Origin of the sequence: Rahnella aceris (assembly GCF_011684115.1) — a bacterium.
Classification (GTDB): Bacteria; Pseudomonadota; Gammaproteobacteria; order Enterobacterales; family Enterobacteriaceae; genus Rahnella; species Rahnella aceris.
This window is the reverse complement of record NZ_JAADJV010000001.1, coordinates 1,217,219-1,240,735: the sequence shown is the minus strand read 5'-3', so window position 1 is coordinate 1,240,735 and position 23,517 is coordinate 1,217,219. Positions and strand designations below refer to the sequence as shown.

The 23,517-nt window shown below is 53.6% G+C and carries 18 protein-coding genes; 3 read left to right on the top strand and 15 right to left on the bottom strand.

What is annotated here, in order from left to right:
* Nucleotides 1–9: 9 nt before the first annotated feature.
* The 5 genes from GW591_RS05585 to GW591_RS05565 form a co-directional block, all read right to left on the bottom strand.
* Nucleotides 10–939: a metallophosphoesterase gene (locus GW591_RS05585; protein ID WP_166860265.1), complete on the bottom strand. Its 930-nt coding sequence runs from the start codon at nt 937–939 to the stop codon at nt 10–12.
* Between the two features lie 20 nt (nt 940–959).
* Nucleotides 960–1,775: a carbohydrate ABC transporter permease gene (locus GW591_RS05580; RefSeq protein ID WP_013575398.1), complete on the bottom strand. Its 816-nt coding sequence runs from the start codon at nt 1,773–1,775 to the stop codon at nt 960–962.
* On the bottom strand, nt 1,772–2,683 hold the full coding sequence (locus GW591_RS05575; RefSeq protein WP_166860262.1) for a carbohydrate ABC transporter permease: 912 nt from the start codon (nt 2,681–2,683) through the stop codon (nt 1,772–1,774). The genes GW591_RS05580 and GW591_RS05575 overlap by 4 nt, the downstream gene beginning before the upstream one ends.
* Nucleotides 2,684–2,699: 16 nt before the next feature.
* Complete coding sequence (locus GW591_RS05570) at nt 2,700–3,980, bottom strand: ABC transporter substrate-binding protein (RefSeq protein WP_037033938.1); 1,281 nt, start codon at nt 3,978–3,980, stop codon at nt 2,700–2,702.
* 65 nt (nt 3,981–4,045) lie between these two features.
* On the bottom strand, nt 4,046–5,149 hold the full coding sequence (locus GW591_RS05565) for an ABC transporter ATP-binding protein (protein WP_166860259.1): 1,104 nt from the start codon (nt 5,147–5,149) through the stop codon (nt 4,046–4,048).
* Between the two features lie 202 nt (nt 5,150–5,351).
* Here GW591_RS05565 and hslJ point away from each other — a divergent pair, with 202 nt between their 5' ends.
* Nucleotides 5,352–5,774, top strand: coding sequence for a heat shock protein HslJ (gene hslJ, locus GW591_RS05560; protein WP_013575394.1), 423 nt, complete (start codon nt 5,352–5,354; stop codon nt 5,772–5,774).
* Nucleotides 5,775–5,824: 50 nt separating this feature from the next.
* On the opposite strand, the gene GW591_RS05555 is transcribed toward hslJ, so the two are convergent.
* Nucleotides 5,825–6,106 carry a putative hemolysin gene (locus tag GW591_RS05555; protein ID WP_013575393.1) on the bottom strand — a complete coding sequence of 94 codons (282 nt, stop codon included), beginning with the start codon at nt 6,104–6,106 and terminating at the stop codon, nt 5,825–5,827.
* Between the two features lie 509 nt (nt 6,107–6,615).
* Between GW591_RS05555 and nifJ the strand changes: the two genes are divergently transcribed.
* Entirely contained in the window at nt 6,616–10,146 is a 3,531-nt protein-coding gene (nifJ, locus tag GW591_RS05550; protein WP_166860257.1) for a pyruvate:ferredoxin (flavodoxin) oxidoreductase, read from the top strand.
* A 180-nt stretch (nt 10,147–10,326) separates the two neighbouring features.
* Here nifJ and GW591_RS05545 read toward each other — a convergent pair whose 3' ends face one another.
* From GW591_RS05545 to GW591_RS05515, 7 genes are all read right to left on the bottom strand, one after another.
* Nucleotides 10,327–12,984: a glycoside hydrolase family 78 protein gene (locus GW591_RS05545; protein ID WP_166860246.1), complete on the bottom strand. Its 2,658-nt coding sequence runs from the start codon at nt 12,982–12,984 to the stop codon at nt 10,327–10,329.
* A 47-nt stretch (nt 12,985–13,031) separates the two neighbouring features.
* Nucleotides 13,032–14,330, bottom strand: coding sequence for an MFS transporter (locus GW591_RS05540; protein ID WP_166860232.1), 1,299 nt, complete (start codon nt 14,328–14,330; stop codon nt 13,032–13,034).
* 108 nt (nt 14,331–14,438) lie between these two features.
* Nucleotides 14,439–15,305 carry a helix-turn-helix domain-containing protein gene (locus tag GW591_RS05535; RefSeq protein ID WP_112152472.1) on the bottom strand — a complete coding sequence of 289 codons (867 nt, stop codon included), beginning with the start codon at nt 15,303–15,305 and terminating at the stop codon, nt 14,439–14,441.
* A 252-nt stretch (nt 15,306–15,557) separates the two neighbouring features.
* Nucleotides 15,558–16,268 (bottom strand): FadR/GntR family transcriptional regulator, encoded by a 711-nt coding sequence (locus tag GW591_RS05530; protein WP_013575388.1) that lies wholly within the window; start codon nt 16,266–16,268, stop codon nt 15,558–15,560.
* A 94-nt stretch (nt 16,269–16,362) separates the two neighbouring features.
* Complete coding sequence (locus GW591_RS05525) at nt 16,363–17,139, bottom strand: SDR family NAD(P)-dependent oxidoreductase (protein WP_013575387.1); 777 nt, start codon at nt 17,137–17,139, stop codon at nt 16,363–16,365.
* Between the two features lie 10 nt (nt 17,140–17,149).
* Complete coding sequence (locus tag GW591_RS05520; RefSeq protein WP_166860230.1) at nt 17,150–19,288, bottom strand: heparinase II/III domain-containing protein; 2,139 nt, start codon at nt 19,286–19,288, stop codon at nt 17,150–17,152.
* The gene (locus GW591_RS05515) at nt 19,285–20,628 is read right to left on the bottom strand and encodes an alginate lyase family protein (RefSeq protein WP_112152470.1); all 1,344 of its coding nucleotides are present in this window, start codon (nt 20,626–20,628) and stop codon (nt 19,285–19,287) included. The genes GW591_RS05520 and GW591_RS05515 overlap by 4 nt, the downstream gene beginning before the upstream one ends.
* A 257-nt stretch (nt 20,629–20,885) precedes the next feature.
* On the opposite strand from GW591_RS05515, the gene GW591_RS05510 reads away from it, so the two are divergent.
* Entirely contained in the window at nt 20,886–22,685 is a 1,800-nt protein-coding gene (locus tag GW591_RS05510; protein ID WP_112152469.1) for a sodium:solute symporter family transporter, read from the top strand.
* A gap of 116 nt (nt 22,686–22,801) precedes the next feature.
* On the opposite strand, the gene GW591_RS05505 is transcribed toward GW591_RS05510, so the two are convergent.
* Nucleotides 22,802–23,044 (bottom strand): YgdI/YgdR family lipoprotein, encoded by a 243-nt coding sequence (locus tag GW591_RS05505; protein ID WP_013575383.1) that lies wholly within the window; start codon nt 23,042–23,044, stop codon nt 22,802–22,804.
* Nucleotides 23,045–23,076: 32 nt separating this feature from the next.
* Nucleotides 23,077–23,310, bottom strand: a complete 234-nt coding sequence (locus tag GW591_RS05500) for a YgdI/YgdR family lipoprotein (RefSeq protein ID WP_015689902.1) — start codon at nt 23,308–23,310, stop codon at nt 23,077–23,079.
* Between the last annotated feature and the right edge of the window lie 207 nt (nt 23,311–23,517).

The window sequence follows — 23,517 nt, the reverse complement described above, 5'->3', positions numbered from 1 at the left end:
GCAACACACTCAGCGGCTCAGCACCCGGCTGATTTCCGGGCCGTAGCCGGTGAGGGTCAGGACATCATCAGCCAGCGTGACCGAGGAAAATGGCAGGCTGCTTTCGCCGTCGACCATACCTTTCAGCGTAATAAAATCAGTATTGTCTACACGGTCATAACCGCCACGGTGATCGTGACCGGCGAAATAGGCGCGAACGTCGTACCGGCACAGCAATTCCACCAGCGTTTCACAATTCCACAGGTTGTGGCTGTTAACCGGTGTCAGCGGATAATGGCCGAAAACCAGTACCACCTCGCACTGCTCACGCGCCTCAAGCAAGTTTTTCTCAATCCATTCAAGCTGTTTCGGCCCGACCGCACCGTTCCATGGCTGCGCCTGCGACTGCTGACATTCTGTCAGTTCTTCCAGCATATATTCTGCTAACTGGCGGTCATCGGCATTGGCGTGGTTGCAATACAAACTGACGTCGTTACCGTCGATGACCAGAAAACGATAGCCCGGCAAACTGAACGAATAATAACTTTTCGGTAAACCGATGGCCGGTTTCTGCGCCCCGAGATGCTCGGAAATCACCTGCGCGTCGTGGTTGCCGATCACCGCCGCATGCGGGTGGCGCAGCGCCTCATAACGGGCAAGAACGGCCTGAAAGCTGCTCCAGTCGCGGTCCACCAGATCACCCAGCGTGACCACAAAATCGAGTTTGAGATCATTAAGCTCATTGATGGCGGTGGCCAGTTTATTCAGGCTGTTGCGGTAATAACGGATTTTTTGGGGTTCGGCATCCGCATACTGCGGGTCGGCAATCAGCCCGAAACGCAGCCGTGTGCCAGTGACCAGCGCATCGTGAACGTCCGGCAACTGATAAAATGCACTCACGTTGCCCAGCGCCAGCGCCTGCCGTTCGGATAACAAAGGGGATAAAGTGGTGACGGCCATAACATTCTCCTGTCGGGATCTTAACGGATCCCTGCCCGCATAAAGGATTGAACAAACTGACGCTGAAATATCAGAAATAACACCAGCAGTGGCAACACGGTCATCAGGGTGGCGGCACTGATCAGCGCCCATTGCACGCCCTGCTCCGGCGCGGAAAACAACTGCAGTCCGACCGTCACCGGCCGCACTTTGACGGAATCGGTGATCACTAACGGCCAGAGAAAATCGTTCCAGTGGAAGCTGATGGAAACCAGTGCAAAAGCGACATAAATCGGTTTCGCCAGCGGGATATAGATTTTGCGCAAGATATAAAACCGGCTGGCGCCTTCCACAATGGCGGCTTCTTCCAGCACCAGCGGAATACTTTTAAACGTCTGGCGCAGCAGGAAAATGGCAAACGCCGAGGCAAAATACGGCAGGGCGATGCCCGCCAGCGTGTCACGCAACCCGAGCGCGCCAATGGTTTTGTAGTTGTTCAGGATCAGCACATCGGGGCTTATCATCAGTTGCAGCAAAATCAGCGCGAAGATAAAGCCTGCCCCTTTCAGTTTAAACCGCACCAGCGCGTAAGCCGCCAGCGTCGCCAGAATCAGCTGGCACACCACAATCATCATCACCAGTAAAGTAGTGTTCATGAAGTAGCGCGCGAAAGGTGCCGCCTGCCAGGCGTTGATGAAATTCTGAAAAGTCAGCGGCGCAAACAGCGAAAAACTGCCCTGCACTGACGCCGGATGAATCGCCACCCAGACCGCGACCAGCACCGGTAAAAACCACAGTAACGCCGCCAGCCAGATGGCGAGATTCAGGATCAGGCGGCTGAAAGAAAACGGTTTCACTGATAATGCGCCCTTTTATCCAGCAGGTTGAATTTAATCAGCGCGATGACGGCGAGGATCACCAGTAACACGACGGTCATTGCCGACGCAGCCGGTAAATCCCAGTAACTGAACGCCGTGCGGTAGATGTAAAACAGCAGCAAACTGGTGCTGTTGTTCGGCCCGCCGTTGGTCATCGCAATCACCTGATCGACAATCCTGAATGCATTCATCGAGGCGTTGATCAGCACGAATAATGTGGTTGGCATCAGCAGCGGCCACTGTACCCGGCGGAAGAAATAGCGCCGTGATGCCCCTTCGATTTCTGCCGCTTCGGCCAGCCGCGGGTCGATTTGCTGTAATGCGGCAAGGTAGAAAATCATGAAGAACCCGGCCTCGCGCCAGACTGAAACTGCCATCAGGCTGTAGAGTGCCGTGCCCGGTTCACCCAGCCAGTTGACCGCAGGTAGCGAAAAGAGCGCCAGCATTTTGTTGAGCAAACCGAGTTGCGGCGTATAGAAAAATAGCCACAGATTGGCAATCGCCACCATCGGCAGCAGCGAAGGAATAAAGAAAGCGGCGCGGGTCAGCGCATTGCCGCGCAGACGACGGTTGACCGCCAGCGCCATCAGCAGCGCAAGGGCAACCGACAGCGGGATGGTGATAAGGGCGTAGAGCAGATTGTTGCGTAACGACAACATAAACACATCGTCGTCCAGCAGCGCACGGTAGTTATCCAGCCCGACAAACTGCGGCGGATGCCCGCTGCGGGCAGCGCTGAACAGACTTTCCCACACCGTTGCCAGCGCCGGATAGTGGGTAAACAGCAGCAGAAAACCCAGCGCGGGCAGCAGCAACAGATAGCCGTAAAGTTGTAATGACAACCCGCGTGTGCGGGTGGTCGGAAGAACCGCGTGAAATGTGCTCATGCTGTTCCTTTCGCGCTTACTGATACGGTTTCAGCAGGCGGTCAGCCTGTTTCTGCGCCGAACTCAGCGCGTCTGCCGGCGTTTTTGCCTGTGTGACCGCAGCTTCAATCGCGTGGTTCATCAGTTCCTGAATTTGCACGCTGTTATAGGTCGAGAGTTCCGGCTGCGAATATTTCAGTTGTTCGCGGGCCACCAGCGCCTGCGGCACCTGTTTCACATAATCCTGCATGACCGGGGTTTCCCACGCAGCAGGCGATGTCGCGACATAACCGGTGGCGATACTCCAGCGCGCCGCCTGTTCAGGGGCAGAAACCCAGCGGATAAATTCCAGTGCCGCTTTCTGTTGTTCCGGCGTGGTGTTTTTGAAGACGTAAAGATTACCGCCGCCGGTCGGGCTGCCACGCTGCGTTTTCTCCGGCAGCATCGCCACACCAAACGGGAATTTCGCGTTCTCACGCACGGTCGTCAGATTGCCGGTCGTCGTGACCATCATCGCCGTTTTGCCGTCGATAAAGTCCTGCGGAGTGGTGCCCCAGGCGATGGTGCCCTTCGGTGACACCGCTTCTTTCTGCGACAGATCGGTCAGCCATTGCAGGGCTTCCACATTGGCGGGTGTGTCAAACGTCACTGCCGTGCCTTTGCCATTATCCAGATGGCTGCCGTTGGTGGCCGCAATCCCCTGGAAATTCCAGTAACCGTTCGGCGTGGACGGGATTTCAATGCCCCACTGCTTCACTTCAGAACCGTCACGCACCACCAGTTTTTTGCCGAAATCGACCACCTGCTGCCAGCTGGCAGGCGGCGTGTCGCCATTCAGACCCGCCTTCTCAAACGCCTGTTTGTTCCAGTACAACACCACCGTCGAACGCTGAAACGGAATGCTCCAGACTTTGCCCTGAATGTGGCGGATAAAGGCCGGATAGAAGCCGTCGATCCATTTTTTACCGTCTGCGTCATTCGCCAGATCGCTGACCGGCAAAATCGCGCCCGCGTCGATCAGGGAATACGCTTCAATATCGCCGATCACCGCAATTTGCGGGGCATTGCCGCCACGAAACGCCGTCAGCGCTTTGGTGACGGTGGTGGCGTAATCACCGGTATACACCGGCTGAATGCTGATATCAGGATGTGTTTTCTGGAAATCTTCCACCAGCGTATCCACCGTATGACTGATTTTCCCGCCGACAGCAATCGGGTAATACATTTGTAATTTCACCGGATCTGCCGCAAAAGCAGAGGTGCAGGAGATGAGCAGAACGGCGGTAGCGAGACGTGAAAAACGGTGAACAGGTGACATAGTTTTCCCTTCGGCAATAGGCGTTGTATGAGTCAATAAAAGTGAATAACGGCAAAAAATGACAACTACACGGCAACTCTGTGATCTGACGGTAAACAGGATTGCTCAGCGTGGAAGCAGCGTTTTCCGTCTGCTGTAATGAAAAAATATTGTGCGCCCGTGGTCCATTGCAGACCGACCTTCTGACCATCAGCAAAGCGTTTCATGCCCGCGACTTTCACGGTCATTAGCTCGGGATATCCGGCAAGTGCGCAGGCCACCAGGGTGTCCGCCCCCATGTATTCATGGCTGACCACCCGGGCGGTCAGGCTGGCGTGTTCAGGCGAAATCAGCTGAATATCTTCGGCGCGCAGGCCGAGACTCAGGGCGTTTTCGTTGAGGTTTTCCACCACCGGCAGCGGCGTACCGGCGAGATAGTGATGCTGCCCGCGGCGTTCGAGCGGCAGAATATTCATTGGCGGCGCACCGATAAATTGCGCGGCAAAAATGCTGGTCGGGTTGTTATAAAGGTTATCCGGGGTGTCGTGTTGCTCGATGCGGCCATCGTTGAGCAAAATGATTTTGTCCGCCATGCTCATCGCTTCGGTCTGATCGTGCGTGACATACAATAAGGTCAGGCCGAGCTTCTTCTGAATTGCACGGATTTCGCGGCGCATACTCTGGCGCAGTTTGGCGTCGAGATTGGAAAGCGGTTCGTCCATCAGGCACAGCCTGTTGTTGGCAATCACCGCCCGGCCCAGCGCCACGCGCTGTTGCTGACCGCCGGAAAGCTGCGAAGGTAAGCGGTCGAGCAGCGGCTCCAGTTCCATCAGCCTGCTGACGTCCGCCAGCCGCGATGCAAAATGATGCTTGTCTTCGCCACGTGCACGCAGGCCGAAAAGCAGATTTTCGCGCACATTCATATGCGGGAATAACGCGTAAGACTGAAACACCATCGACAGTTTACGCTGCGAGGGTGCCAGCGACGTGACATCGGATTGCTGAAAATACAAGGTACCGCTTTCCGCCGTTTCCAGCCCGGCGATGGTGCGTAATAACGTCGATTTTCCGCAGCCGGAAGGACCGAGCAAGGCAATAAAATCACCCTCTTCCACATCAAAACTGATGTCATTGAGGGCCACTTTCGTCCCCCAGGATTTCCGGATGTGATGCAGTGATAGGTAGCTCATGCCGCTGTAAGTCTCTCTGACCGGTGATGGGCATAACCTATCGGGCTAAAATGACGCTTTTATGATCGGGAGATGACGGGATAAAGACGGACAAGGTTTTAAGCCCCATTCATTCACGCTATAATACGCCAACAAATATCGCATAAGTCAGTTGAATATATCGACATGGCGAATGCCAAAGGAATATTTCTCAGGAGAGAAGATGAAGAAGTCACTGTTTGTTCTGGCCGCCGCGATGACCCTGGGGGCGTGCAGCATGAATCAGAATACCGCCGTTAAACAGACCGATTTGCAGCATCACCGTTTTGAGTTGCTGAGCGTCGATGGTCAGACGGTTCCTGCCGCGCAAGGGCGCATTCCGGACATTGAGTTCGGCTCAAACATGCACGTTTCGGGAAAAATGTGTAATAACTTCATGGGTCAGGGCCAGTTGCAAAACAACGTGCTGACCGTGAAAGGACTGGCATCCACCATGATGATGTGCCCGGATGAAAACCTGAATAAGTGGGATCACGTGATCAGCGATGTGCTCAATAACGGCGCGGCGCTGACCTTGCAGGAAAACAAACTGACCCTGAAACAGGGTAAACACCAGTTGATTTATCGTCTGAAAGACCGGATGTAAATTTATTGCCACGTTAACTGCAAAAACGCCAGACGACTGTCTGGCGTTTATCAGGCTTTACACACACCCTGCATCAAAGCACTTTCCGAGCACTGACGACCATTAGCCATCGAACACATACCGACGCGGCTGCCATCAAGTTGCGGCGCCATCCGTAATTGCCCGCCCGCCATCGAACAGGCTGCATACGCCGGGCTATCCATATTAACGGTACGTTGCCCGATATTAACGCTGTTGCCTTTTTGTGGAACGTCAGCCGAATCGTCGTGGCTGCTGCATGCGGCTAACACCAGCACACCGGCGGCCAGTAACACGCGAAACGCAGTGATCATCTGTCCTGCTCCTGAATATGACGGGGATTTTTTTGCGAATCGCCATCATATCCGACGTTTTTCGCCTGCGTCGAGCCTTTCGGCAAAATAACATCAACTTTTTCCTAAAATAATCTCAAATTTAAACACTCAGACACATTTTATTTCGGCCTGTTATTTCTTTAACGCATAAAACCAACAGTAATTAACCGCTTTTCCCGCTGCATTCGCGGAAAAATATAATGATAAGGCGCTGCTGACTGAATTTGTCGAAAGATATTCATTAATCATCACGCGCGCGCCCTTCACGCCCCTATTTAGCCGCTGTCCCGAACCGGCTTCTGCACGACAGCTAATAATAATCCCAGCGCCTCGGGTTATTCAGTAACCGCTTAAAATATCAGCCGAAATAGCCCTGCACACAATCAGGATAAATCGATTAATCCGCCCTCTGCTAAGCTTTTAACATTCCCGCCAGCAACCGACTTTTCCGCTGGCTGCCATTGTGAGCAAAGCAAAAAAGGTATTCCATGATCACCACTGATGGTAATAATGCAGTCGCTTCCGTGGCTTATCGTACCAACGAAGTGATTGCTATCTACCCAATCACCCCCAGTTCAACCATGGCCGAAATTGCCGGTGCCTGGTCAGGCGAAGGGAAGAAAAATTTGTGGGGCGATGTCCCGACGGTAATGGAAATGCAGTCGGAAGCCGGTGCGATTTCCACCGTGCATGGCGCGTTGCAGACCGGCGCACTGTCGACCTCGTTCACCTCGTCTCAGGGTCTGTTGCTGATGATCCCGACGCTGTACAAGCTGGCCGGTGAACTGACGCCGTTCGTGCTGCATGTCGCTGCGCGCACCGTAGCCACCCACGCGCTGTCCATTTTTGGCGATCATTCGGATGTGATGGCCGTACGCCAGACCGGTTGCGCCCTGCTCTCTGCCGCCAGCGTGCAGGAAGCGCAGGATTTCGCGCTGATTTCTCAGGTTGCCAGTCTCAACAGCCGCGTGCCGTTCATTCATTTCTTCGACGGTTTCCGGACCTCGCACGAAATCAACAAAATTGCCCCGCTCAGTGATGACACGCTCCAGCAGATGTTGCCGCAGGCGCAGATTGATGCGCATCGCGCCCGTGCTCTGTCGCCGGACCATCCGGTGATCCGCGGCACCTCCGCCAACCCGGACACTTATTTCCAGTCCCGCGAAGCCACCAATCCGTATTACAACGCCACCTGCCAGCACGTCATTGATGCGATGAATGCTTTTGCCGTCCTGACCGGCCGTGAATATAAGCCGTTCGAATATGTTGGCGATCCGCAAGCCGAACGGGTGATTGTGCTGATGGGTTCCGGCATCGGCACCGCCGAAGAAGTGATTGAAACCCTGAATGCCCGTGGCGAAAAAGTCGGCGTACTGAAGGTCCGGCTGTACCGTCCGTTCAGCGCCGGACATTTGCTGTCCGTGCTGCCACAAAGTGTGAAAAGCATCGCGGTGATGGATCGCACCAAAGAGCCGGGCGCGCTGGCTGAACCGTTATACCTCGACGTGATGACCGCGCTGGCCGAAGCCTATTCCCGTGGCGAACGCGATTCACTGCCGAAAGTGAGCGGTGGCCGTTACGGATTATCTTCGAAAGAATTCGGGCCAGATTGCGTGCTGTCGGTGTTCCGCGAACTGTCGCTCAGCCAGCCGCGTCCGCGCTTTACCGTCGGCATTTATGACGACGTCACCGGCCTTTCCCTGCCGGTGGTGGAAGAAGCGTTGCCGCAGCACGCGTCGCTCGAGGCCCTGTTCTATGGCCTGGGCAGCGACGGTTCGGTATCGGCCACCAAAAACAATATCAAAATTATCGGCAACAGCACGCCGATGTATGCGCAGGGTTATTTTGTCTACGACTCCAAAAAGGCCGGTGGCCTGACGGTGTCGCATCTGCGTGTCAGTGAAAAGCCGATCAAATCTGCTTATCTGGTCAGTCAGGCGCATTTCGTTGCCTGTCATCAGTGGCAGTTTATCGATTTATATCAGATGGCAGAACGTCTGCGTCCGGGCGGGATTTTCCTGCTCAATACGCCGTTCAGCGCTGATGAAGTCTGGGCGCGTTTACCGCTGGAAGTGCAGGCGACACTTATCCAGCACGAAGCCCGTTTCTATGTGATTAACGCTGCCAAAATTGCCCGCGAATGCAAACTCGGCGCGCGCATTAATACCGTCATGCAGATGGCGTTCTTCCACCTGACGCAGATCCTGCCGGGCGAACAGGCGCTCGCCGAATTGCAGGGCGCGATTGCCCGCAGTTACCGCAGCAAAGGCGAAGAGATCGTCACCCGCAACTGGATGGCGCTGGCCGCTACGCTGGAAGAACTGGTCTCCGTGCCGCTGCAGGCTATTCCGGAAAATCCGCGCAAACGCCCGCCGATTGTTTCCGATGCGGCACCGGATTTCGTCAAAACTGTCACCGCTACCATGCTGGCCGGTCTTGGCGATGCCCTGCCAGTTTCCGCGTTCCCGCCGGACGGCACCTGGCCGACCGGCACCACGCAATGGGAAAAACGCAACATTGCCGAAGAAGTGCCGATCTGGAAACCGGATTTGTGTACCCAGTGCAATCATTGCGTCGCCGCCTGTCCGCACTCGGCGATCCGCGCCAAAGTGGTTCAGCCGGAATTTATGGCAGATGCGCCGTCTGCCCTGCAATCGCTGGATGTGAAATCCCGCGACATGCGCGGTCAGAAGTACGTGTTGCAGGTCGCACCGGAAGACTGCACCGGTTGTAATCTGTGCGTTGAAGTGTGTCCGGCGAAAGACCGTCAGGATCCGTCCATCAAGGCCATTAATATGGCGGATCGCATCGAACATCTGGAAGAAGAACGCGCCAATTACGATTTCTTCCTCAAACTGCCGGAGATTGATAAAACCACGCTGGAACGCATTGATATCCGCACGTCTCAGCTGATCACCCCGCTGTTTGAGTATTCCGGTGCCTGCTCCGGGTGTGGCGAAACGCCTTACATCAAACTGCTGACCCAGCTTTATGGCGACCGTTTGCTGATCGCCAATGCCACCGGCTGTTCTTCTATCTATGGCGGTAATCTGCCTTCAACGCCGTACACCACTAACGCCGAAGGTCGCGGTCCGGCATGGGCAAATTCACTGTTTGAAGACAACGCCGAGTTCGGGCTGGGCTTTCGTCTGACGGTTGATCAGCACCGCCGCCGCGTGCTGCGTCTGGTTGCATCGCTGGCGGAACATATTCCGGCGGACGTCCTCGGTGGCCTGCGCAATGACACGTCCACGCCTGAAGTGAAACGCGGGCATGTCACGGCGCTGCGTAAAATTCTGGCAGACATCGACACGCCGGATGCGCGTCAGTTAGCCACCGATGCCGATTATCTGGTGGATAAATCCATCTGGCTGATTGGCGGTGACGGCTGGGCGTATGACATTGGTTTCGGCGGCCTGGATCACGTCTTAAGCCTGACCGAAAACGTCAACGTGCTGGTGCTCGATACCCAGTGTTATTCCAACACCGGCGGACAGCAGTCGAAAGCGACTCCGCTCGGTGCAGTCACGAAATTCGCAGAACAGGGAAAACGCAAATCACGCAAAGACCTGGGAGTGAGCATGATGATGTACGGTCATGTGTATGTGGCGCAGATTTCACTCGGCGCGCAGCTTAACCAGACCGTCAAAGCCATTCAGGAAGCCGAAGCTTATCCGGGGCCGTCACTGATTATCGCGTACAGCCCGTGCGAGGAACACGGCTATGATCTGGCGCTCAGTCACGACCAGATGAAACAACTGACTACCACCGGTTTCTGGCCACTGTACCGCTTCGATCCGCGTCGTGTCGAAGAAGGCAAACCGGCACTGGCCCTCGATTCAAGACCGCCTTCCAGCGGGCTGACCGATACGCTCAATAATGAACAACGGTTCAGAAGACTGAACTCCCAACAGCCGGAAGTAGCAGAGATGTTGTATGCGGCGGCAGAGAAAGAGTTACAGGCTAAATATGACTTTTTAGCCATGCTGGCGGGGAAGAAGACCGAGCCGGAGTCTTGAGTTTTTAAACTGTGAGTTGAGAAAAAAACGCGGTCGGCTCCCTCCCCTGCGAAGGGGAGGGTTGGGGTGGGGTATCACAGACAAATCAAAAAGTTAACCTGTGCTTTGACGGCCGTTTTGTCTGCTAAACCCCCTCCCGACCTCCCCCTTCGCAGGGGGAGGAGCAAACAAGCGACCTCACTAAACTAACCGGTATTCCACCCGATATTCCCCCGATCCCACCTCAGCGGTATACCCGTCAGCACAGCGCACAAAATCAATCCCATCCGTTTCCTGCAAGCTTTGACCGTCCGTCAGGACAAGTGTGGCGGTGGTATTGGCCGGAATACTGACCTTAAGAATCACCTGCTGATCACTCACTTCCCAGCGTACGCCAATCGCACCATAGATTGACTGATAGCGGGTATCGAGCCAGCTCAGGCCGCCGCCGGTCTGCGGTTTGATGATGACGTGTTTGAATCCGGGCTGTTCCTCATCAGCTTCAATCCCTGCCGCCACGCGGTAGAGCCATTCCCCCACCGCGCCGTAAGCGTAGTGATTGAAGGAATTCATGTCCGCGCTCCACATGCTGCCGTCCGGTTTGATGCCGTCCCAGTGTTCCCAGACAGTGGTGGCACCGGCTTTCACCTGATACAGCCACGAAGGGAAATCCTCTTTCAGCAGTAAATTCCAGGCTTCTTTAGTGCGACCATTCTGGCTGAGTGCGTGACAGAAATACGGCGTGCCGACGAAGCCGGTCACCAGATGCCCGTCGTGCTCGTTGAGCAATTCAACCAGCGTATCGGTGGTGCGCTGGCGGAATTCGTCAGGGACCAGATTGAAGTACAGTGCCAGAATATGCGCGGTTTGCGTTCTGGCCGCCAGACGACCCGATGGCGTAAAGAACTCCTCCTGAAAACGACGGACAATCGCCTGATGCAAGGCAGTGTAATGTTGATAGTCTTCAGTACGATTCAGCGCTTTGGCGGCTTTGGCGAACAATTGCGTGGAATAAGCGTAATACGCCGTGCAGGTCAGGTCGTTTGGGGTAGCACCGAAATAACTGCCCTCTTTGGCATCCAGCGCCACCCAGTCACCAAACTGTAATTTGTAATGCCAGAGGTGATTTTCCGCATGCGCGGTCATGAAATCAATCCAGCCTTTCATGCTGGCATACTGGTTTTCCAGCACGTTGGTATCGCCATACATCAGGTACATTGTCCACGGGTTGATCACCGCGGCATCAGCCCAGGCCGAGGCAGAATGGGTTCCGCCTTCAGACAACAGGCGGTCCTGGCCACAGTAACCGGTCAGGATATCCGGGATAACGTGCGGCACACCGCCCTCAGCCGTCTGGTCATAACGAAGATCGGTCAGCCATTTGGCGAAGAAATTGCGGGTTTGCATCAGATAACTCGCCGTACGGCAAAAAATCTGCGCATCCCCCGTCCAGCCAAGCCGCTCGTCACGTTGCGGGCAGTCCGTCGGCACGTCGACAAAGTTACCTTTCAGCCCCCACAGAATATTGTGGTGTAACTGATTCAGATCCGGGTTTGAACAGGCGAAAGACCCGGTCTGCTCCATATCGGAATGCAAAACAATGGCGGTGAAGTTATTCAGATCCAACTGTGCAGGATATTCCTCAACTTTCACAAAGCGGAAACCTTGCCAGGTGAAGTGCGGATGCCAGGTTTCTGTCCCTTTACCTTTGAGCACATATTCAGTGCGCTGTCGGGCAGAACGCAGATTATCGAGATACACATTGCCCTCTGCGTCCAGCACTTCAAAGTGGCGTAACACGACTTTATCGCCCGCCTTGCCGCTGACCGTAAACTCTACCCAGCCACTGAGATTCTGGCCAAAATCAATGACTGTGTCGCCTTGCGGCGTGGTGAGCAGCGCAACAGGCTTAATTTCTCCCATTTTCCTGACCCTGTTGCTTCCCTGCGCCACCAGTGTGGATTTTTCATGCATCGCCAGACTGACCGGACGCCATCCCTTCTCTGCGAAACCTTTCACGCACCAGCCGGGGATTTCCCTGCGCGCATCGTAAGTTTCGCCGTCATAGATTTCTGAAAACAGAATGGCGGAATCCTGCCCTTTCCAGCTTTCATCGCTGACCACAATTTCATGCGAGCCATCGTTATAATTTATGACCAGTTGGGAAATAAGCGCGCTCCGTTCACCATAATAATTGCGATGACGGCTGAAGCCCATATCGCCTTTGTACCAGCCCGCACCGACAATAGCGCCAATAACGTTTTCACCTTTTTCCAGATGTCCCGTCACATCATAAGTCTGATAAAGTAAATGATGGTGATAACTCGTCCAGCCTGGCGTCAGGGCATCTTCTCCGACTTTATGACCGTTGAGATGTAATTCATAAAGTCCGAGTGCACTGACATGAATAAAGGCAGACTGAATATCTTCCGCACGGTTCAGAACAAAAGGTTTTCGCAATAATGTTGCACCGGAATTGTCTTTATCTGCCGACGTTTCGGCGGTAATAAAATCAGCCAGCCATTCATGGCTATACAGCACGCCGGAAATCATCTCCGCAGGTGAACTCCAGGCACTGGTTTCGTCATAATTATCACGTACCTGTACACGGATAAAATAATGCTGCGAGGATGTGAGCATTAATTCCGTCAGGGAAACATTATTTGAACATTCGCTTTCCTGCCATTCGCCGCGAAGCAGGATATTATCGAAATTCTGATCCTGGCTGATCTGGATCCGGTAAGCAGTTTGCCGGACATTTCTGTTATGGCTTTCAATTTCCCAGCCTAATACAGGCAGTTCCTGCACACCGTGCAATGCAGATTCCTGATTTACTGTAAGTCTGATCACTGCGAGCATAATGCCTTACTCCTCATGTAATGTTGTCTGAGCGGTAAAATAAACAACTAGATTTGCTTTATGGCGGATGCCGGATATTGTGTTGCCGGTTCTTTAATAACCGTACCGGCTTCGCTGTTAAATTCATTCCTTTGCTTGCCGTGGAAACAGATCCAGCCGATCAATAAACCGGAAGCCACCGTAGAGGATAAGATGAAATACAATACCAGCGGACCGGCATCAAGCAGCAGTGGCGTAATGAATGCCAGCACACCGCATAACAACCGGGAAATAGCGACGATAATACCTTGTGCTGTAGACCGGAGCATGGTCGGGAAGGATTCCTGCGACCAGACTTTCATTATCCCTTCGAAGGCCAGACCGCTGCCTATCGCGGTAAAGAATAAACAACCGAACCAGGATACGGGTGAAAAGTTAAATACTACCGGCAGGAAGAATCCTCCCGCAAAACAAAATGCCCCCATAATAAACGCGGGGATACGTTTCGGTGTATCGACAAAGCGCATAAACATGATCCCGGCAAATACCCCGACCGGCATGGTCAGCAGGTTCCACAGCGAGTGTTGCCCGACGGAAATACCCACTACGTTAACTGCAATATAAGTCCCAAACTGACCGCCGGTATTCGCTGCAAGATTGGTAAAAGTATAGAACAGGCACAACGCAATAAACGGCCACAGATATTTCCCGTGGATAAGATCTTTAAACGACGCTTTCTGCGCACGCACCGTGACAATGCCTGCACGCCGTTCGTTTCGGGCAATCAGCCATAAAGGCGACTCCGGGATCGTCCAGCGCAACGCCAGCAGAACGACGGCCACTACGCAGACATGCAGATACATAATCTGCGCACCGGGCCTTCCCCAGTCGCCCACCATGGCAGAAATTGCCATCGTGGTGCCAATCCCCAAAAACCACAGCAGATTCGACAATCCGATAATTTTCCCGCGATTTTTATCCGTCGCCGCTTCAGCAATGGTCGCCAGTGATACCGGTAAGTCTGCACCGGTAGCTAACCCGACCAACAATGTGCCAGCCAGCAGCACCGGAAAGGTATTGCCGAATGCCAGCAGCAGCGTACCGATAATGATCATTGCCATGGTGACAATAAACACTTTGCGTCGGCCATAACAATCCCCCAGTCTGCCGCCCAGAAATGCACCCAGTGCAATACTCAGGGTTAATATGCCAGAAAGTATGCCTATCTGAGCTGATGTTGTCCCTATCGTTTTCTGATAAATAACCAGGGCCGTTCCGTTTGAAACAATCGCGGCTGAATCAATATATGACGCCATGCCGGAAACCACCCCGACGTACCAGGGATTAGGTTGTTTAGTGGTTGACATAATAATGTCCTTCAGAGGTAATGGTGAATAAAAAAGTCCGTGAGTTATCCTTAATTCTTAGTGTTGTTATGGTTTTATATTATTAATTCTTATTATTGAATTTTGTTTTTAATAGCGTGTTTTAATCACACTGTTACTGACTCTCATTCGCTCCTGAGAGGGTGTTCTGTGAAACTCTTTTTTATAGGCTTCCGTCAGACGTGATGGGGTGGAAAAACCGCACACGGTGGCTATTTTCCCGACAGTTAAATCTGAGGTACGCAATAATTCCTGTGTTTTTAACAGACGGTAACGCTGCTGAAATTTTTCAGGTGTAAATCCTGTCATCTCTTTTATAAATCTGAACATCGTTCTTTTTGCCACACCACTTTCTTCACATAAATAATCCCAGTTGATGCTGCATGTGTAATTCTCGCGTAAATAATTCAGCAGATGTCGCTTGCCGGAATCTGTCGGGCTGGCCCGGCATTCCTTGCGGGTCGCACACTGGTACAGGATGACCATCATCGAAAATAAATAAGACTCTGCTGTGGCAAAGTAGGCGTTGTCGTAACAGGCATCACTTTGTCGGGTGATTTTATCGGTCAGCTCAATAACTTTCGTCAGTTCCTCGTCCGTTAATCCTGCACGCCGCTTTTTTATCGAGGCAGTATAATCTTTGATACCCGCCGTCAGTTGCCCAATGTTATTGAGAAAATAAAACGGGCGCTCTTTATGGAGCAAAATATTAGTAATTGACAGCTTATTGGTGGATTCATAACAATGGACATCATGAGCGCTGACGATGAAAAAATCGCCTTTATGAATAAATTCAGCCTGGTCGTTGATTATATGAAACCCGCTGCCGTTGCGGACAATAACCAGCTCATCAAACTCATGCCCGTGTACATCTTCCATCGACTGGCGATTCATATCGAATAAACTGAAAGCATGATGTTCCGAGAGAAAGAAATCACTGACCTTGAGTATTTTCATATATTCACCGGGTTAATAACTAAAATAAATATCGTTAATCACTCTGCGCCATAAAATGTTATGTCCTGATAAAATGATTAGACCGTAATAATTATGACAAGTCTATATAACCCACTGGCACTGGGGCGTAACCGCCCGTGACGTTTGTTTCATTTTTGTATCAGTGAGCTCATTTGAGGATCATCAGACATAAAAAATGCGCAGAGAGATCTGCGCATCGGGAGGAACGGCATGAAACGGTTTTGCTGAACGTTATGTCTGATGCAACCGGTGCTTATGCCCTTTCATCAGACTCAGCGAGGCAGAAAATGCCGCACCTTCGTCACCGGCCATAATCGCTTCGTAAATACGTTTATGTTCACTGAGGCACATGCCCCCTTCTTTTGAGGAATACTCAAAGAACCATTTGAAAATGGTGGTCAGCACGTTGCCGAACGGCACGTAAAAACAGTTTCCGGAGGAAATGAAAATCATCCGGTGGAACTGCGTATCGATATCGACCCAATGTTGTGCATCGAAGTTTTCGGCTACGTGACACATCTGGCGATAAATTCTTGAGAGTTCAATGCGTTGCTCTTTACTGGCGTTCACCGCCGCCAGCGCGGTGGCGTGCGGTTCAATCGCTTTGCGAAATTCCAGAAACTGGTGGTAAATATCTTCCGTCGCTTCCATGCCCTGCATCCACTCCAGCAACTGCGGATCCAGCATGTTCCATTGCGGACGCTCTTTCACGCGGGTGCCGATTTTTGGCCGCGACTCCAGTAATCCCTTGGAAGTCAGCAGTTTCAGCGCTTCACGCAACGCAGTACGGCTGACGCCAAACTGTTCGCCCAGCTCGATTTCACTCGGCAGTATCGCGCCTGACGCCAGTTCGCCCGAAAGAATTTTGCGGGCGATGTCGCGGGCGATATGGGTATTCAGGCCACGGGTCATGCCTGCGGCGGTTTCAAACTGCATCGTCATGCTCTTCCCTTTTTCCTGTGCAGATTGCCGACATCATAGTTCAGGTGGCGGCGCGCTGCATGCCCCCGCCACACTGAAACACCCGAACTGTGCGCTACGGCGCCATCTGGCCGCCATTCACATCCAGAATCTGGCCGGTGATGTAACCACTGCAGGCGTGCGAGGCGAAAAACAGGTAAGACGGCGCCAGTTCTTCAGCGGTGCCGAAACGACCCATGGCGATGGAGCCGGCGATTTTTTCGCGCACTTCTGCGCTCTTATCCGCGTGAAAAACGGTGTCGATGGTGCCCGGCGCGATCACGTTAAAGCGGATATTGTCCCGGGTGAATTCTTTCACCCAGTTGCGGTGCACATTGTGCAGCCAGGCCTTTGAAGCGGCGTAGAGACTGGCACCCGGCCCGCCGCCTTCGCGTCCGGCAATCGAACCGGTGCTGATCACCGATGTGGTTTTGCCGCTTTGTTTCGCCGCGTGACGCAGATGCGGAATAGCAAATTTTGTGACCATCAGCGCCGAGCGGGCATTGAGATCCATCACATGGTCATAAAAATCATCGTCAATGCTTTCCAGCCCCTGACGTCCGCCCAGGCCGCCCGCGTTATTAATCAGCACATCAATGCCACCAAAGCGTTCGACAAAACTCGCCACCAGCGCTTCGCACTCGGCCGACTTCGTCACATCCGCACCAAAATAGGCCACTTCGCCGCCGTTCTTAGCGATATCAGCCGCCAGTTTGTCCAGGCTGGCATCATGACGATGGCCGTTAATCCCGACTTTTGCGCCCGCTGCGGCAAATGCCTGCGCCGCCGCCAGCCCGATACCTTTGGTTGAACCGGTGATCAAAACACGCTGACCTTTCAAATCGTTAAACATAGTGACTCCTTTATGATTCAGGGATGTTCAGAGGTGAAACGGATTGCCACGCCACGCTGAACGCATCTTCCGCAGCCGGTGCGGCGCGGTTGCTGATGCGGACGTTCAGTGTCCGGTTGGCGGCAAAGTAAATATTCAGTTCGGTTTGCACGTCGTCATGGCTGACCACGCTGACGCGTTCAACCTTGCCGCGCGCGTCAAGGGACGTTTCGCTGGCTTCATCAAAATAGCCGTGGGTTTCAAACACGCTGGCGAAAATGGCGTTTGTCCCCCGGGTTCGCAGCAGTAAAGCGGGTTCATTACGCAGGTTAAAATTCGGATCGCTGGCCCCGGTGCGGGCGACAATCAGTTCGCCACCGTCGGGAAAGGCGCTGACCAGGGTGCGGTAACTGTCGCCGTCAAGCCAGCTGAATAAGGCCGAATCTCCCGCCGTAATATCAGCCCTCGCGCAATCCCATAAATGCTGATAGCCGTGATCTTCACCGAGTGGCGTCAGTTGGCTGGCAGCATCAAGAGCAGCATCAGTGCGGACAAACTGACCGAGATGATGCAGGCAATAATCGTACTGGTGCGGCTCATGGCTGGTAAGCCGGAACACATCGACGATCAGCGGCGAAGACAGTTCCGGCAGGCTCAGCATCAGCACCGTCCGTTGCTGGTTCACCCCCGGATAATAATCATTAAGCCGCGCACTCATCCCCTGACAGGCCGGATTACCCGTGACGAAGAAATGCGGTTCGCCCCAGCGTGTTTCGGCTTCAAGGCTGTTGCCGCCATTCTGGCTTTGCCCGTCAACCACCACGGTGTTGTGCGCGACGGTCTGCTTGCAGTAACTATTGTTTTCAGGAATATAGCGGCCACCGAATTTAGGCTCGACGTTGACCCAGCGGCCAAAGCCGTAATCACGCAGGAACTCGCGTCCGCCGCTGAACAGGCTAAGATGCAGGCCGTCAAAGTGGCCGTGATTGAGCGCCGAATGCAGGCGGGGAATGCTGCCGTGCTGGCCGTACCACATCAGCGCCATGTCCTGATTTTCTGCGTCACTGCGTAAAATCCCGATGCCGCCCTGCGTGCCTTGCGGACCATCGCGCAGTTCTGCGCTGCCCCAGTCCACGGGCGTTGCCGGGGCTTTTTTCAGGGCAGCAGAGAGTTTCAGCGCGGCCGCACTCACCCACACCGTTTGCTGTTGTTGTGCGACAGCGATCCACTGCGGATTGTGGCCATAGCGGGAATAGCAGACGCTGGCGGCGATCACCGCGCCGTCATCACGGATATTGATGGTTTTAGAGGAATCATTCAGCGCAGGCCAGACGCCGTCGGGGAATGCGGTCTGCATCAGGGCTTCACAGGTTTTACGGATAATCTGCTCACGGAACTGATAAATCTGTAAATCCGGCTGACGCCGTTCAATGGCCTCCGCCAGCAGTAACAACGGGCGCAACGCAAAGCGGTGGTAATACGGCCCTTCGATATAATAACCGTCCGGCGAAAAAAGCTGGCTGAGCTGGGCAAAGAATCCGCCACTTTCACTGTCGCCTTTCAGGCCATATAAGGCTTTTTCTACCAGCGATGCATCGTCCAGCACATAACCACTGATCGCCGCCGCGGCCACCGACCAGATACCGTGGTTATGCACGATATCGAAATCACGGCTATGCCGGTTCAGCGCATCATCTGCCATCACCTGAAACAGGTTAGTTTCTATATGTTCCCGCTGAGCCGCGCTAAGCGATGGCATCACACAGTGGTAGCCTTCGACGGCGTACAGCCAGAACATATTTTCATTCAGGGTCTGATGGAACAAACGACCGGGCGCATTGCTGTCTTTGCTGGTCGCGCTGCCCAGCGAGGGATAAATGTCGGCGTAACCGGTCAGCAGCGCCAGCGCGTAATCGCCATAACGTGGCTCACCGGTGATCAGCGCTAAACGCCCCGCCAGATTGATTCCCAGATAGTTTTGCTTGTGCTGCGTATGCTCAGGGCCACCGGCCTCGCCGTGACCGGGAATCGTCAGCGGCTGCACGAGCATGTTTTCCAGCGTGGTGATTTGCGCACGCAGCGCCGCACCCAAAGGAGAATCTGCATTAATCTGTCCGCGCAGTTCATCCGCTTCGCCCGCGCTTATCTGCAACGGCTGCCAGTGATTCATTTATGCATCTCCTGAGGCTGTGGCGCGACATATCCTGCCGCAAACGATGGCAATGACAGCAGCCAGGTTTCGCGTTCAGCCTCCATCACCGCGCCACGGGTCAGGTCTTCGTGGTATCCGCCGGAAGCCGGTTTCACCGCTGGCGGCAAGGTGAATTTCGCGCTGCGGATGTATTGTTCGTAACGGTTTTCACCCGTAGCGTTATCCGCCCAGGACAGCAACGGCACCGGACGCACACGGATCTGATCGAGTGACTTGTATGGCCAGGGCACTGACGGATCGGTAAAGCGCGCCATGAAATCCAGCGAGGTCAGCACGCTGCCGCCTTGTGGTGTTTTGTAATGCCAGAGGTCAATGCCGTTTTTCTGCGCCAGCACCGCCATCATGCTGATTGCCTGCAAATTGAAGTAGCTGTAATGAAACGAACGCGTGCGCGCCAGCTCGGCAGGCTGCGTGCCATCGGGTTTGAGTTGCACATCCAGCTTGCTTTTCATCAGCTTCGCCATGTCGCCAGTCAGCGCTTTATCGCCCAGATACCAGGCAATACCGGAGACTTGTGTCACATACCAGTTACCGTGATTGTTCTCCGTTCGTCCTTCTTTTTTCGCGATTTTACTGCCCTGCAACCACTGCAGATAATCCTGCATCCACGCCCGCATTTGCTGTTCGTCGTTATCTGTCCAGGCCGGATTTCCGCGCAACAGCACTAACGAATCGACAATTCGGGTGGAGAAATAGCGGCCATCCAGCACACCGGCGTTACGTCCCGGCGAAATGCCCGGCACACCCTGCGCATAATTCAGATTCGGGTTCATGCGCGTTTCCGGGTTGATAAACCAGGTGCGCAGCAGGCTGGCGGCTTTATCGGCGTATTTCTGTTCGCCGGAGAAATACCACGCCAGCGTCAGGTTCTGCACCCGTGCGGTAAAATCGGCCAGCCGCACGCCATCACTCTGGTCGTTTTTACTGGCGGGATTTACATGACCGTCCCTGCGGATCCACGGCAGTCCGTCGGGTGTGCTGTCGTCCGGCCACCAGTACGCACTCAGGCTGAGATAATCATGCTTCGAGCCTCCCGGCGGCGTCATGCCTTTGTCGGTCACGCTCAGCTCAGGCTTATTCAGCGCGGAATCCGCCGCGGCCAGCAAGTGCTGATACGCCTGCGCCGTTTGCGGTGCCGCATGGTGATCATGCAGTTGCTGGCGGACAACAGCCATTTGCGCCGTATTCAAAAATGCCGGTTCCGCAGCCAGTGCTCCGGCAGAACCCGTCATCAGCGTCAGCAACAGCACCAGGCTGGCCGTCACTCCTTTTCCATTACTGCACAGCATTAACGTCATGTATTCTCCCGGCTCCGCGCCATTTCCCCGTTGAGATTTCACGCTTTAGTCATACTAATAAAGCAATGAACCTTCATTTTCGCCAGCCAGAATTGACTTAAAAGCCGATATTCGGCCAAACAAGTGACCAGAATCACAATTTGATAACAAACTAAGCATTTCTTATTTGTCCGACTTTTAATTTCAATTCCCTCTTCTACGCTTGCTCAATACATAACCAAAAAACATCTCACCCTACAAACAAGAGAGTAACGACAATGGATATCAACGTTCTGGTCATGATCGGTTACTTCGTCTTAATGATTGCCATCAGTTATGCCTTCAAAAAAATGGCGTCCGGCTCCTCGAGTCACTATTTCCGCGGCGGCGGGCGAATGCTCTGGTGGATGGTCGGCGCGACCGCCTTTATGATCCAGTTCAGCGCCTGGACATTTACCGGTGCGGCCGGTCAGGCTTACCGCTACGGTTTCAATGTCGTCAGCGTGTTTGCCGGTAACGTGTTCGGCTATCTGATCGCCTGGTGGTGGTTTGCCGCCCGCTTCCGCCAGTTGCGTGTTGATACCGCAACCGAGGCAATCAACCATCGCTTCGGCAAAGGTAACGAACAGTTTTTCACCTGGATGATCATTCCGCTGAGCATTCTCAGCGCCGGCGTATGGCTGAACAGCCTGGCGGTGTTTGCCAGCGCGGTATTCCGGCACGACATCACTCTGACGCTGTGGGTGACGGGCATCGTGGTGCTGGTGATTTCGCTGCTGAGTGGGGCGTGGGGCGTGGTCGCCAGTGATTTTGTGCAGACGCTGGTGGTGGCGATTATTTCCATTGCCTGCGCAGTGGTGGCGTTATTTAAAGTCGGCGGCCCGGTGAAACTGGTGACGGAGTTTCCTTCCGGCTTCATTACCGGCCCTGACGTTGGCCCGCATTATATTTCCCTGCTGGTGGCCTGTTTCCTGTTCTTCTTTATCAAGAATGTGCAGAGCATCAACAATCTGCAGGATTCCTACCGCTTCCTGAATGCCAAAGACAGTTTCAATGCCAAAAAGGCGGCATTGTTCGCGTTAGTGCTGATGCTGGTCGGTACGATTATCTGGTTCATTCCGCCGTGGGCGGTGGCGATCCTTTATCCTGACGCGGCAACCGCGCATCCGGAACTGGGCAAAAACGCGACCGATGCGGTGTATCTGATTTTTGCAGAACGCGCCATGCCGGTGGGCACCGTCGGCCTGCTGATGGCCGGACTGTTCGCCGCCACCATGTCTTCTATGGATTGTGCACTGAACCGTAATTCCGGGATTTTTGTACGCAGCTTCTGGACGCCGGTCATTAACCGTGACAGTGAACGCAGCGACAAATATCAGTTGCGCGTCGGCCAGATTGCCTGCGTGGTGAATGGCGTACTGGTCATTCTGGTGGCGCAATACATGCACACCATGCAGACAGTCAGCCTGTTCGACCTGATGATGAAAGTCGGCACGCTGATGCAGGCACCGATTGTGGTGCCGCTGTTCCTCGGTGTGTTTATCCGTAAAACGCCGGACTGGGCGGCATGGGTCACCGTATTATTCGGATTATGTGTGTCTTATGTGGTGGCGAACCTGTTCACCGCGCCGGATGTCGCCCGTCTGCTGGGGATCACCCTGACGGCACGTGAGCTGCTGGATGTGGCGATCATGTGGAATATCTTTGCGCACCTGGTGTTTACCGGCGGGTTCTTCTGCCTGACCACTCTGTTCTATCGCGAGTCCGATACAGTGCGGGAAACTCAGCGCCAGCAGTTCTTTTCTGACATGGAGACACCCGTCTATGCCGACCATGAACAAGATGAGTTCGACCGCCTGCAGCGCGATAAAATCGGCCGTATTTCGATGTACATGGGCGCGGGTTTGCTGCTGATGGTGCTGGTGCCGAATCCGTTGTGGGGACGGCTCCTGTTCCTGCTGTGCGCCCTGTCAGTTCTGCTGTTCGGCTGGATATTGCACCGCAGCGCAGAAAAAGGCATGAAAGCCGCACTGGCCAAAAAAGCATTAAAACGCAATGTGGTGACGTCGCAAAGATAGGGGCAATGAGAAAACCAATGCAGAGATTTGGGCAACGGTTTGCGGTAATCCGTTCATAAAAAACCCGCTTTAGCAGCGGGTTTTAATATCAGACAAAAAAAGATTACGCACCGGATTTACTTCGGAAGTTCTGTTACCTGTTTCACTTCAGTTTTGCTGATTTGCTGTTTCACACCATTGGCGTCGGTATATTCCAGCAGACCGGAATCTGCTTCTTTCGGTTTACCGTCGCTGATGATGGTTCGCGCATCATTGGTCTGAATCGCATAACTCGTGCGGGTACAGCCAGACAGCGCTGCGACACACAGGATAGCGGCTAAAGGCAAAAGCATTTTTTGAGGCAATAAATTCCTGTTCATCATTCTCTCCTTTGTCAGAATTTCCGGATAAATCAGTTATCCAGTTCACTCATATTTTTAACCTGGTCGCGATTGATCTGCTCGGTTTTACCCGTCTCGGCATTTTTATAAGACACCAGACCGGTATCGTCATCTACCTGAGGTTTACCGTCTGTGACGATGGTTTTCCCGTCCGTAGTTTTAATCGCCTGATTAGACGCGCAACCTGCGACAAAAAGAATGGATACAGCGGCAAGTGACGCGGCAATAAGGTTTTTCCTGTTCATACTTCTCTCCTAAAAGTGATTCTGATTTAACAATGCGTTTAGTAAGCATAGTTAGCATTTCAGCTTGTTCATTGAGAAACATCTGTATTTGCCCCGTACCTTCATCACAGGTGTGTCATTCAAGGCACAAAATCCCTTAAACAGCCCCGCTTCCCCTCTGCGGACAAGTAAAATAACCTAAACTATTGCCTGAAAAATTTGCCGATT